This is a genomic window from Pseudoalteromonas sp. Angola-4 (assembly GCF_028599265.1).
Lineage (GTDB): Bacteria > Pseudomonadota > Gammaproteobacteria > Enterobacterales > Alteromonadaceae > Pseudoalteromonas > Pseudoalteromonas atlantica.
Window position 1 is genome coordinate 116795 of the sequence record NZ_JAQREK010000003.1, and the last position, 13558, is coordinate 130352.

The 13558-nt window shown below is 37.9% G+C and carries 8 protein-coding genes; 2 read left to right on the top strand and 6 right to left on the bottom strand.

Annotated features, from left to right (window positions below):
* A complete protein-coding gene (locus tag PSH48_RS05305; RefSeq protein WP_273611058.1) occupies positions 1 to 1251 on the bottom strand; it encodes an NADH:flavin oxidoreductase/NADH oxidase family protein in 1251 nt (416 codons plus the stop codon).
* An 87-nt stretch (positions 1252 to 1338) separates the two neighbouring features.
* On the opposite strand from PSH48_RS05305, the gene PSH48_RS05310 reads away from it, so the two are divergent.
* Positions 1339 to 1743 (top strand): MerR family transcriptional regulator, encoded by a 405-nt coding sequence (locus tag PSH48_RS05310; RefSeq protein WP_138685408.1) that lies wholly within the window; start codon positions 1339 to 1341, stop codon positions 1741 to 1743.
* 370 nt (positions 1744 to 2113) lie between these two features.
* On the opposite strand, the gene rmuC is transcribed toward PSH48_RS05310, so the two are convergent.
* The 4 genes from rmuC to PSH48_RS05330 form a co-directional block, all read right to left on the bottom strand.
* Complete coding sequence (gene rmuC / locus PSH48_RS05315) at positions 2114 to 3580, bottom strand: DNA recombination protein RmuC (protein WP_273611059.1); 1467 nt, start codon at positions 3578 to 3580, stop codon at positions 2114 to 2116.
* 955 nt (positions 3581 to 4535) lie between these two features.
* Complete coding sequence (locus tag PSH48_RS05320; protein ID WP_273611060.1) at positions 4536 to 7679, bottom strand: DEAD/DEAH box helicase; 3144 nt, start codon at positions 7677 to 7679, stop codon at positions 4536 to 4538.
* Between the two features lie 435 nt (positions 7680 to 8114).
* On the bottom strand, positions 8115 to 9077 hold the full coding sequence (locus PSH48_RS05325; RefSeq protein ID WP_273611061.1) for a transcriptional regulator: 963 nt from the start codon (positions 9075 to 9077) through the stop codon (positions 8115 to 8117).
* Positions 9078 to 9092: 15 nt separating this feature from the next.
* Positions 9093 to 10331: an AAA family ATPase gene (locus PSH48_RS05330; protein WP_004586301.1), complete on the bottom strand. Its 1239-nt coding sequence runs from the start codon at positions 10329 to 10331 to the stop codon at positions 9093 to 9095.
* A 774-nt stretch (positions 10332 to 11105) separates the two neighbouring features.
* Between PSH48_RS05330 and PSH48_RS05335 the strand changes: the two genes are divergently transcribed.
* On the top strand, positions 11106 to 12320 hold the full coding sequence (locus PSH48_RS05335) for a hypothetical protein (RefSeq protein WP_004586302.1): 1215 nt from the start codon (positions 11106 to 11108) through the stop codon (positions 12318 to 12320).
* 62 nt (positions 12321 to 12382) lie between these two features.
* Here PSH48_RS05335 and PSH48_RS05340 read toward each other — a convergent pair whose 3' ends face one another.
* Positions 12383 to 13258, bottom strand: coding sequence for a DNA replication terminus site-binding protein (locus tag PSH48_RS05340; RefSeq protein WP_273605126.1), 876 nt, complete (start codon positions 13256 to 13258; stop codon positions 12383 to 12385).
* Positions 13259 to 13558 lie beyond the last annotated feature (300 nt).

The window sequence follows — 13558 nt, forward strand, 5'->3', positions numbered from 1 at the left end:
TTAATTTAGCTCTTTTGCAAAGCGTTTTCGATAGCGCTTTGTAAGCTTTGCAGCGCGTATTTGGTCACTTATTAAAGTAAAAATAGCCGAGGCATTTGCTTTAACGCGTTTGCCTTGGCCCACTCGGCGAATTTGCCTTTTTACCAGCGCCATAGTGGCAAGCCCTGCAAGGGTTTTGTCTTTAAAGGTAACACGCGGCATTAACAGCGGCTGCACTGAATTACTTTGCCACGCATTAACTAAATTAGGCTGATAAGCCAGTGCCGTGGCCATACCAACGAGCGCTACGCCTGAGCTAATTACTTTATTTGCCACATCTAATCGGCTAATGCCACCGGTGGTCATAATGGGTATGGTTGATTGCTCGCTAATAGCTTTGGCAAATTCCAAAAAGTACGCCTCACGTGCAAGTGTACGTTCATCACCCGTTGTTCCTTGCATTGCGGGTGCTTCGTAACTGCCGCCCGAAAGCTCTACAAAATCAAGCTTTAATGCACTAAGCATATTAACAACTGCTTGCGCATCATGCGGTTCAAAGCCGCCGCGCTGAAAATCGGCTGAGTTTAACTTAACCGATACCGAAAAACCGGCGCTGCATTGCGCTTTAATACTGCGTGTTATTTCAAGTAATAATCGCGCGCGATTCTCAAGGCTACCGCCCCATTCGTCATCACGCTTATTAGTTAGTGGAGATAAAAACTGCGCTAATAAATAGCCATGTGCAGCGTGTATTTGCACGCCATTAAAACCTGCTTTTTCGGCCTGTTGCGCGGTATGGGTAAAACGAGCGATAACATCACTAATCTCGCTTTTATCCATAGCTGTAGGCTGGGTAAATAAGTGAGAGTGCTTACCCATATTAAGCGCAATATCAGAGGCACTTAGCGCTTTACCACCCATTTTTTTAAATACTTGGCGGCCAGGGTGATTTATTTGCATTACAATTTTACAGTCGTTTTGCTGCCCTAAACGAGCAAGCTCTGCAAAAGGCGCTATATCGGTTTGCTGCTCAAGGGCAAGGCCGCCTGGCCCTGTCATTGCAAGGTGGTCAACCATAACATTGCCAGTAATAATTAACCCGCACCCGCCTTTTGCCCATTCATTGTATACATTTTTAAGCACTTGCGATGGCGTTAGGTCGGCCTCTGCGAGGTTCTCTTCCATAGCGGCTTTTACTACTCGGTTTTTAAGCGTTAAACCGCTTGGTAGGGTAAAGGGCGTAAATACAGCAGATTGTTCAAACTCAGACATAAATATAAACCATAAATTGACATTACAGGCACTATAACCTTAAAGTCAGCTTTAAGGTCAACCCGCTTTTTTATAGTAGAGGCAATAATGAAAATAGGTGAACTGGCGAAGCACTCGGGTATTGCAGCAAGCACCATACGGTATTACGAAAGTATAGGGCTGCTGCCACACGGTACACGAAATAACAACGGGTATAGACAATACGACAAAGCCAGTGTAGAGCAGCTTAAAATGATTAAGTTTGCACAAAGTTTAGGGTTTTCGCTTGAAGAAATCCCCTCCCTGCGTAAGCCTAATGAGGAGCTAGATCACAACGCCATTATTGAGCGCCTCACTCAAAAACAACATGAAGCTAATGCACTAATTGAGCAGCTACAGCGTAAGTCAGAGCGTATTGGTAATTTAATTACACTACTTAATGCAAGCTGGTCTAATGGAGAATGTATTGGCGATGAAAAAATAAATGAGTTATTAAATGAGGTGGAGTATTAAAGGCGTAAGCGAGTACATGTGAGCTTTAGTTGTTTTAGCTTTGCGGCGCTTTACCATGAAAATTGGTATAAAGCTTTGTAAGTTGCCAGGCACTAGAGGCAAACCAACCGCAATAGTATGAGAACTTGTGCCCAAAAATAATGTTTCTACGTAATATACGTCTATGTATTCAATTACTTTTGCCTCAGCGTTTGCTAGCTTTTCAGCCATAAAACTTAAATAACGCTATTTTTGCTCCACAGTACCAAGAGCAAAAATAGCGTCTCTATCCTCATAATTAATAGGGGTTAACGCTAACCTTTGCGAATTGAGTAATGGAGAAACCATTAACCTTCCTTTTAATGTATAAAACAGTAGAGATAAATCGAATTTAATCTAGCTCTAATTGGGCTTTTTCTACGCTTTCGTTTGGTAGCTCTTTTTGAACCGATACACCTAGCTCTTTAAATTCTGAAGCTTGTTTAATTAAGTTGCCTTTACCACGGTAAAGCTGTGAAAAGGCTTTATCGTAGCTTTCTTTGGCGCGGTCTAGTTGTTTGCCAACACCTTCCATACTCGTTAAAAAGCCATTGAGCTTGTTGTAAAAGCGCTCTGCACGATTCGCCAGCTCTTTAGAGTATTTGGTTTGCTCTTCGAAGCGCCACAGCTGTTTAACAATATTAAGGCTTGTAAGCAGAGTAGTTGGTGTAGCAACTAAAATGTTTTTTTCGATAGCTTGTTGGTAAATATCGCTTTGATATTTAAGCGCCTCTACAAATGCAGATTCTATAGGCACAAACATAATAACTACTTCAGGCGAATTTATACCAGGGAGACGATCGTACGATTTACTGGCAAGCTCGTTAATACGCGCGGTAACAGCATTTACATGCTCTTTAATTGCTTGGCTAGCCTCTAGCTCGTTTCCGGCATTAACGTAGCGGGTATAAGCATTTAGCGATGTTTTAGCGTCAATCACTAAGTGGCGGCCCTGAGGTAAATACACCACTACGTCGGGGCGCAGTCGACCGTCTTCGGTATTAAACGATACTTCGCGTTTGTAGTCAGTACCCGCGCGAAGGCCTGCGCTGTCGAGTACGTTTTCGAGCATTAGTTCGCCCCAATTACCTTGGGTCTTTTTTTGCCCTTGTAAGGCATTACTAAGTTTATCGGCTTGCTCGGTAATAGCTTGGCTTTTAGCTTGCAAGTGCAGTAGCTCAGTTTTAAGGGCAGCACGTTGTTTTAAGTCTTCAACGTGAATCGATTCCATTTTATCTCTAAAGCCTTTTAGCTCCCCTTGAACTGGCTTTAATAGTTGCTCAATGCTTTCTTGGTTTAGCGTTTTAAAGCTTTGCGATTTTTCTTCTAAAATTTTATTAGCTAGGTTTTCAAACTCTTTTTTAAGCACATTTTTGCTTTGCTCTATTTGTGCAAGCTGCTCGGTAAAGTTTTGCTGCTTTTGCTCAAGCGTAGTTCGCATATTATTAAGCTCAATATCGCGCTGGTTATATTGCTCTCGCAAGGCACTAAGTTCGCCTTCGGCTTTACGCCAAAAATGGTTGTATTGAACACTTTGTTTTTCTTGCTCGCTAAAGCGAGTTTTAAAATGCTGCGCTTCATCGCGTTGCTCTTGATGTGATTGCTCGAGCAGCTCGTGCTCATCAAATAAGGCGGTGTATTGCAGCTGTTTATTGTCGTACTGGTTTTGTAATAACGATAACTGTTGCTGTTGCTCGCTAATGTGCTGTTTTAATTTATTACGAGAAGGGAGCGACACTAGGCCATATAGTACGAGCCCTGTTGCAAGCCCTGCGCTGGCACTTAACCAATCTATATGCGTTAATAACTGAGTAAACATAAAATAAACTTATAAAATTTAGAGACATGCCATCATAACGAATAAAGGTAGTGGGGGGTAGGGCGTAACATTTACTAAAGGCATAAAAAAAGCCAGCTAAAAGGGCTGGCTCAATCATTACTAAATTTAGTAACCAATCAGGGAAATCAACATGAAGCTTGTGATAACTGCAATTAATCAACAAGCGTAATAGTAGACGCCACTCATTAAATTAAGTTCACATAAAAATATAAATAATTATAAAAACTAAAATGTGGGCATAAAAAAAGCCAGCTTAAAAGGAGCTGGCTCAATCATTACTAAAATTAGTAATTAAACGGGGTAAATCAACATGAAGCTTGTGTTAACTGCAATTAATCAACAAGCATAATAGTAGACGCCGCACACAAAATTAAGTTCACATAAAAATATAAATAATTTAAAAATTAAAATGTGGGCATAAAAAAAGCCAGCTTAAAAGGAGCTGGCTCAATCATTACTAAATTTAGTAACCAATCAGGGAAATCAACATGAAGCTTGTGATAACTGCAATTATTCAACAAGCATAATAGTAGACGCGCCCTTTTAAATTTAGTTCAAACAATTTATAAAAATGTATTTTAAGGTGTTAAATACAGGCATAAAAAAAGCCAGCTAAAAGGGCTGGCTCAATCATTACTAAATTTAGTAACCAATCAGGGAAATCAACATGAAGCTTGTGATAACTGCAATTATTCAACAAGCATAATAGTAGACGCGTGTTTTTAAATTTAGTTCAAACTATTTATAAAAAATGCAATTTAAGGTGTTAATTACAGGCATAAAAAAAGCCAGCTAAAAGGGCTGGCTCAATCATTACTAAATTTAGTAACCAATCAGGGGAAATCAACATGAAGCTTGTGATAACTGCAATTATTCAACAAGCAATATAATAGACGCCATTTGGTTAAATTAGTTCACATGCTAAGTAAAAAAATTAGCTTTTTATAAGTGATAACATTTGCTGCTCATCAAACGAAGTAAAGCTCATTGATTTATCGGTAAATAATGCATCAACAAGCGCTTGCTTATCTTGCTGCATTTTAAATACCTTTTGCTCAATTGAGTTACTCATAATTAATTTATAAACAAACACTGGATTTGTTTGGCCAATTCGATAAGCACGATCGGTGGCTTGTTTTTCAACAGCCGGGTTCCACCATGGATCAAAGTGAATAACGGTATCGGCTTGAGTTAAGTTAAGCCCAGTACCGCCTGCTTTTAAACTGATTAAAAACACCGAGGTTTTGCCACTGGTAAACTCGTCAATAACTTTGTCGCGATGACGCGTTTGCCCAGTTAGCATACTAAAGTTGATATTTATATCGTTTAAACGCTCTGCAATTAAATCGAGCGCAGAGGTAAATTGACTAAAAATAATCACTTTACGACCAAGGCTTAGCATTAACGGCAAATGCGTAGTTAGCCATTCTAATTTTGCTGAACCTGCTTGTGTTTCTGGCTCAATTAATTTTGGATGACAACAAATTTGCCTTAGCTTTAGTAGCGCTTCTAAAAATGCGAGCTTACTTTTTTGTGCGCCTTGCTCAGCAAATAAGTCGATGAGCTTTTCTTCTAAGGCGCGCGTAATACCTTGGTACATATCTTTTTGCTTAGGTTCAAACTCAAACTCTTTTAACAGCTCTGTTTTTTGTGGCAGCTCTTGAGCTACCTGCGCTTTTGTGCGGCGTAATATAAACGGCATAATAAGCGCTTTTAGTTGCTCAGCTCGCTCTGAATCGGCTTCGCGCTCAATAGGTGTTTGAAAGTGCTGTTTAAAGTGCGCTTGCGAGCCAAGTAATGAAGGCATTGCAAAGTCGAGTAACGATTTAAGCTCAAACAAATTATTTTCGATTGGCGTGCCGCTTAAACATAACTTAAAGTCGGCATTTAAACGCTTAACTAAGCGCGAGACTTGTGCAGTATCGTTTTTAATATATTGCGCTTCATCTAAAATAATATTTTCAAAATAAAGTGGCGAGTAATAAGCAATATCACGCTTTAATAATGGGTAAGTAGTTAAAATACATTGCGCTTGCGCTAAATGTTGTAAAGGCTCATTACGTTGTGAGCCAAAAATAGTGGTTACTTTAAGACTTTTAGCAAATTTGGTGATTTCGTTTTGCCAATTACTTACCAAACTTGTAGGGCACACTATAAGGGTAGGGCCCGCTTGCGGGCGATTAAAACTGCTGGCTAAAAAGGCGATAACTTGTAGCGTTTTGCCAAGCCCCATGTCATCAGCAAGTATGCCACCTAATTGGTGGCGCTTTAAAAAGCTAAGCCAATCAACGCCTTGTTGCTGGTATTCACGTAGTGTTACCGACTCATTTAAACCGTGTAAGGGCACCACTGGCATTGCCTGCTCGGTGTTGTTTAACTCATCAAGATAACGCTCAAGAGAGTCATCATGAAGGTCTATAGTAACTGCGGTATGCTTTACCAGCTCAGGTAAATAAGAAAGCGGGATATTAAATTCATCGCGTGTTTTTACAAATTCAAAGCGTTGTTTAAATTCGGTCAGTAAATTAATGGCGGCTTTACTAATAACACCAAATTGACGCCCAACAGGATAGTAATAAAACAGCTCACTTTGACGATTTAACGATTGATACGTGGCATCATCGGTATTAAAAAGTACAGCGGCTTTGGCATCGCTTAATTGCACTTTACAATGCATTTGGTGACCTGCAGCACGGTTTACATCGAGTGTAACGTGCCCTTGGGGGTCGGCTACATTTACTTTAGTTTGAGTTACCTGCCAGCCACGCTTTTTAAAGCCAGAGAATACTTCGTAAACAAGCCAATGTAGATGTATAGGTGATTGTTTATTAAATATAAACTCACTTTGTAAACCCCCTTTACAAAACTCAAAACCTAAATTTACTAACTCATTTGTTACTGTGTTTTCAAATGCACTATTTATTAAACTCGCGGGTGCTGTTCCCGCTAAATAATTTTTATTTTTATATTTAAATAATAGCGAAACTTTAAGCCCTTGCTCATCCATAGTGGCTTTTAAAACAGCATTACCAAGTTGCTTAACATTGACTTGTTCGTTATTCGGATGCGGAATAACACCGGCGCCAAAATTGTCGGCAAGTTGTTTATAAATGCGATCAAAATTAGCATCGTGAAGTGCGGGAATTGATTGTAAATGTGCTATTTCGTCGGCGCTAAGCTGTGTTCTGATCCGGCCTACTTTAAAGTGATCGAGGTCTAAATAAGCGGGCGGCGTGGTCTTTATCAATGCCCAATTTTTACTGTGTTCAAGCTCAATAATTAATTGCGATAACTCGTTTTGTTGCTGCCAATTAAAGTTAAGCGATTGCCCAGTTTGCGCTTTAATAGCAACACGAGAGCGTTGTAAAAATAATCGGTCGGTGGCAATTAATTGTTGTAAAGCGCTAAAGCCCCATTGACCTTTTAGCTCTAAATTACCCACTGCATTTTGTGAGCGAATCCAACTAAAGAGTCTAAAGTCGCTTTCGAGCAAATCGTTTGGCGTTACAAAGCTATTTAATTGTTGCTCAGTTAAATTGCGCCCAAGCGTGTAATTATTATTTTTGTCGTAATTGGCAATTTTTGGCGTTAAAAATACTTTATTGTTTTCAATGTCTAATACAAATAAAAGAACTTGCGAAGGAGCTTTAGCATCAACACTTTTAAGTGCTGTCAGCTCACTAAACCAATCGTTAATAAAATAGTCTTCTCCGTATTCACCTGAGTGCTCTATTTTAAGTTTAAATAATACAGCGGCTAAGTGCCTACATTTGGTTTTAGCATTACAGGTACAATGCGTATCAACAGAGTAACCAGTAGGTACTTTACTGATCTCAATGCGTTGGTTAAATGCTGATCCGGTGTCGCCTTGTACCGTTGAATCAATAACAGCAAAATCACTGCTGTGTTCTAACCAACTAATTTGGCCGTTTTTATAATACTCTTTGCCTTTATCGAGCACGTTTGGCCTAAACAGCTTTTTTATAAAGCGCTCAGAAAGAGGGAACAAGGTTGCCTGCTCATTTTTTATTTCTTCAAAAATAGCCAGTAAATCATTTTTTGATAAGTTAGCAGACATGTCACTCTAAGTATTAAATTTTTAAAATAATTCTGCCAGTATATTCTTTAACTGCGCACAGCAAAAGCAATATTAACGTTATATAAACTGGTTGGAGCTGCTAGGTTAGTAAAAAATCGGTTTATACGTACTTTATGGCACTTTATCTGCCCAAATGAGAATAGGTAAACAGCAAACACACATGTTACAAACAATTTATTAACAACACAGGGGCTTTACAGATCAGTTTTTTACTAACAAATTAAGATCCAGCATCAAATAGTCGTAAAAACTAAATTCAGTTAGTAAAAATGTGATCTTTAGAGCAAAAATGAGGGATTTATGGGTTATAAATAGCAAAAAAGATCAGGATTTTACTAAGTAAAAAGCCCATCAGATCAGAATTTAACTAACCTAACAGGCTTTTAAGATCACTATTTTACTAAGTAATACGGGCTAATTAAACGCGCTTAACAGCTTAGTAAGTTGTTCTAAGCGTTTGTCAGTCAACACTTTATTATCTATTTTAATAGATACGTCACCACTTTTTAAATTGCGTTGTACGTTTATAAAGTTGTTTTCAAATACAGCTTCACGTTTAGCAACCACGCTAGGCTCGGTAGTTAAACGTTTAGTAATTGCCATAGCGCGTTTGTCGTCGCTTGTAATGGCGTTAATCTCATCGTCTGTATGTAATTCGCTAACTAGGGCATTAAACGCCTGCTCGTCGCGCTCCTTTGCACTAACAAGCTTTTTAGCGACTTCTCTGCCTACGTGATTAGCCGTGGGGTAAAGTGAAATTACATCAGCGGGAATTTGCTCGTACGCTTTAATGGCATCTGCTATTGCGGTGTGCGATACACCTTCAATAGCGGCAATTTCGCGATAAGAGCCTTTTTTACCTTGCTCAATAAGATCGTTTTTAGTTTGTTGATAAGCTTGCCCTAGCTCCCAAAGGCTTGGGGCTATGTACTGATCTGAAGATACAGCTAAAATTTTAGCGTCTTGATCGGTAAAATCTGGAGAGCTTAAAACTAAATAATCGGCATTACCTAAAATACATGCCTTTCGACGACGTGAACCGGCAAGTACTAAGTTAGTATTTCCCTGATCCCAAAGTAAAGCAGGGTGTTGATTACGTCCATCTTCACTGATTGCAGGTAAAATATCAGAAACCGACTTTTCGTTTAATAGCGCTTGTACACGGCGATTTTTACCGTAAACCGTGGTGCTAGATTCAATATCTGCATGAGCAATAACTTTACACACTAAGGTTATTTCGCGTGTAGGGTCGCTTGGCGCTGGCATTCTTATTACATCACCAGCGCTTGCTTGCTCAAGTAATGCATCAAGGTTGCTATTGCCTACGGCAGTTGCAAATGGATCTAAGCGGGTGTCGTTTTTACGTTTTGTAGCCATTTTTATGTAACATCCTTACTTAGTGTTGTTAAGTGATGATTGGGTTGACTCCCAATTAGAACGAATAAGCATTTCTAATTCGTCCACAACATCTTTAATATTTTCTTGCGCGCGTAATAAAGACTCGCGACTTGCTAAACTATCCGATGCTTTTTGATCAAATATGGTATTAAAAGACGATGAACTAGCCGTAATTGCCGAGCTGTGATTAATTGGGTAGCTCATTACTTGGCGGCCAAACGCACTACGTACATCTTTAACAATATCGCGCTGTGAATGATTACCCTTAACGTAATTGGTCACTAAAAACTGCATAAAGTCCCAACCTTCATGACCAAGTGCCGCTACTGTGTGATAAATCTCACCTAAACGCTTTAAATATTTATTGTTAGCATCAAAATCTACAGCTTCTGGATGAACCGGGATAAGCATTGCCGTAGAGGCCATTAAAGCATTATAAAACATAAAGTTAAGTGTAGGAGCTGTATCGATTAAAATAATATCAAATTCGTCTTTAACCGGCTCAATAACCTTTTCTAAAAGCTTATGATAATGACGTGTTTGTTCGTAATTAGAGGTGTCTTTTAAAAGTGTTGCAGTCTCGTGTTCAAAGTAAAAGTCATCCATACCTGAGGGTAAAACACGAATATTTGGAATATGCGTAGTCACAAAAGCACTAGAAACAAACTCTGGCCAGGTTTCGCCTTCGTCTAAATCAATACAATCACGCATTAAGTCGCCTACCGTAACAGGGTCGTGATCGTTAGAAGGGAAAAAGCTAGAAGACGAACCTTGAGGATCTAAATCAATAATACCAATACGATAACGTTTGATATTAGTCGTCGCCAACGCAGCAGCAATATTAACCATACTGGTTGTTTTACCACAGCCACCTTTAAGTGAATTAATAACAATAACTTGGAGTTTATCGTTAGCAGTGCGGTGATCTGGCTGAATATCCATGATATCGGCCATCGCAAAAATATTAACTAACGTGTACGCATAGTGCCCATTTGCACCACGCTTAATATTTAAATCATCAAAGTCACCATTGTCATGACGACGTTTTAAGGTACGATTATTACACCCTAATAAATCTGCTGCCGCTTTTTGGGTGTAAGTTCTTAATTCTTTTTCTTCTGATTTAAGATGAGCGCGATAGTGTTGTATGCGTCCTTTTAAAGATTTTTCAGCAACTTCGGCTGTTGCTTTTAAAAGCCGGTAAGTACTTAGCGCGTTATTATTGATAGACATACTTTCTTCCTCAAAGTTAGGCAGTTAGTATAATGTCCATTCAAATAGCTGTAAACAACTATTTAAGGCGACATGCATTTTAATAACAAGACATTTAAAAATATTTTTACACCTTTAAGATTGCTTAGTATAAATAAAGAAGTTTAAAGGTGGTTAAATATATAAGGTAATAAAGGTTAAGGGTGTATAATGGCTATATAACTATATGATATTTATAAATAATGTTTAAAAAAGCAGATCACCTTTATACTTGGTTAAGATCAGATCTTTATCTACATGCAGATCAGCTTTTTACTAAGCCTTATTTAATTATTAGAGTTATACACAACTTACTCAATAAGTTATGTACAAAATGACTGTGTGAGATCAGTTTTTTACTAAGTAAATTATAAAGTTATACACTTAAGCTTACGAAGAACAGGGCGTTTTATTGGTATAGATCTGATCTGTAGTAAGTACAGATCAGATCTATGCTAACTCGAAGTACTGTTATCCACAGCAGGTATTTATTTTACTAACGTTTGTCGTGTAAAAAGTTTAAAAATAGCGCTTTTAATGGACAAAAAATAAATTGAGTTAGTAAAAATTTAGCTTGAGAAGCTTATCTTAGTAAAATAGTGATCTGAAATTAAGCTTATCACTCCCTACTTAGTATAATAATGATCCGTTACGTTTATTTATGCTCGGATCAGTTTTATACTAACTTAAACATTTAACTTTTGTTGCTTAATGTGTTGTTATTAGCTGTCGCAATAAAAAATGGAAATCAGAACAATGAGCCGAAAGGTCAACATCTCGGTAGATAACTTGCCCGATACACTTAGGGGCCAAATACACGGGGTGGAAAGTGCAATAGATAACGAAAGTTTAGCACTATTTACAGATAACAAAGATGTGCGAATTTCTATCGAAAATGCCGCTCATGGGTTACGTGCTTATTCAAACACGTTTAACCACTATGATTTATGGGGGCGTTTTGTACGTTCTGGGCATAAAAAATTGCCATTGGAAGAAGCACCTAAAAAAACAATTATTACGCGTAAAATATCCGAAAAAGTAGATGGTATTTTATATGACGGCGAAATAAAAATTACACCGGCCGTTGTAAGCACGCGTAAAGATGGCGAAGACGTAGAATATTTAGTGTGGCCATCGGATAGAGAAGAAAAAGTTGAGCGCGCGTTAATTCGCCTTGCATCGAAAGGTAAAATCGTAAAAATCAATTTTAAGTCCGGTATTCAATATGCCGTGGTTTTTTCGATGAACGAATTAGCCCAAGAACTTAAAGCGGTTGGCCAATCAATGCCATACCCACAAATTAAAGAATCACTTGAAGCACTTCAAGGTTCTAAACTTTCATTTAAATACTCGGCTACTGATACTAAAAATACAGATATTGATGACTCTTTTTATGAGTCAAACATGAACTTTTTATCATCTCTTCATTTTAGTGGTAAAAAAGGCCAAGGCGGCAACGTTAAATGTGTTGCATGTTTAAATGCATTTGTTCATAACATGATTGATAACCTTGAATACAAAGGGTATTACTTTAACAGTGCGCAAGAGCTAAAACGTGGTTTATCGCGTTGGATGATGCTGCGTTTATACCACCTTTGGCGTTATGCCGCGCCTGGTAAAACGTATCATTTTAGATTGCTATCTATTATGGAAAAATACGGCTCTATTTATTCAACCGACGATATCACAGAAAACAAATTAAAAGCATTACGCCGTGATATGACCACAACAATGAAAGATTTGATTGAAAAAGGGGCTATTTCAGAATACAGCATTACTAATGTAAAAGATGATAAAACCGGTAATATTATTGATTACACCTATGAAATGCATCCTTCTGATCAGTTTTGTGATGAGATACTCACGCTCAATAAGCACAATAAGCGTATTGAGATTCAAGGTGGTAAACGAATTGTCGAAAACGCAGTTTTAATTGATGAAGATAAAATAGAAGAAATAGTCGAAAAATAACAACGGTTAAAATAATAGACTACTTACCAAAAAGGCCACACTATGTGGCCTTTTTAACATAATTATTTATCTACTTGTTCTAAATAAAGTCTATCCACTAAAAAGTCATACTCTTTTTTTCTCGGGTGAGACTCTGGTTTTTGATAATCTGGCAAAGTACCTAACTTAACATCGGGCTGTGGGTTAATTAAAATAAACGGCAATGCTGCACTTACGTGATACCTATTTTCTGCGGTATACCTAACATTAACTTGGGGACTTACTCGGGTAGGGCGGCGAATTCTTAACTTTTCTTTTTCACCTAAACTAGCTACTCGCATTTGCTCTTGTGCAACAAGGGACTGCCATTTTTGTTGGTCTATCATTCTTGGGTTTCTATAACCTGCGGATTTATCGAGCATTTCAAGCGCCATTTTTTTAGTTAGAGTTTTAGTCGCATGCTTATGCATCCAAGTAAATCGCACTGAAAAAGGGGACTCACTTTGAAAGTGAATTTTTCGATAAGCTGCAAGAGTGATTAAATTTGGAACCGCGTTATGAACAGCTTCAAATCGAGCATCGTTATTATCGATAGCCAAAACACACTCCTTAAAAGCAGCCTTAGCTTTATTAACTTGTTGTATTCGGCTAGTTAATGCTGCGACCTCTGCATTTTTTAGAACCAAAAGCCCAGGATGACGCTTTAGTACTCTACTACTTAAACTTTCTTTTTTATAAATATCAGTAAATGAGTTTAAAATTGCCCTATGAGCAATTTCGCCGGTTAATTTTTTTACAGGAATTGACTCGGGAATTATATTTTCATCAACACTATTTATATCTGGTAGCTGATAATACTCAGCCTTTGAATATTCACAGACACGTAATTCATCAATCAACAACGACGTTAATTCATTCATTAAATCAAACTGACTTCTTATTTGTACTTTAGAAACCATAACCACCTTAAGAACACATCTTACTTATCTAATTATCAAGTTTAACCTTTTGCTCTGGTTCTTTAAAGTTAATTTATTTTATTAAAGCTAAGATTACCATTAAATCAAATTAAGTATGATGTGTTCTTTAATGCTGTTTACTTATGCTAGTGAGATTCGGTGCTTGAATATTTGCATATAACATAAAGAATTAGTGAACCCAGGCGTGATCAATACACTTATGTTTATTTAAAAATTTGTTGTAACGCAGGTAATTGTCAGGGCGGTTTATGCTTTTATATATTATCGCTCTGTGTAAAA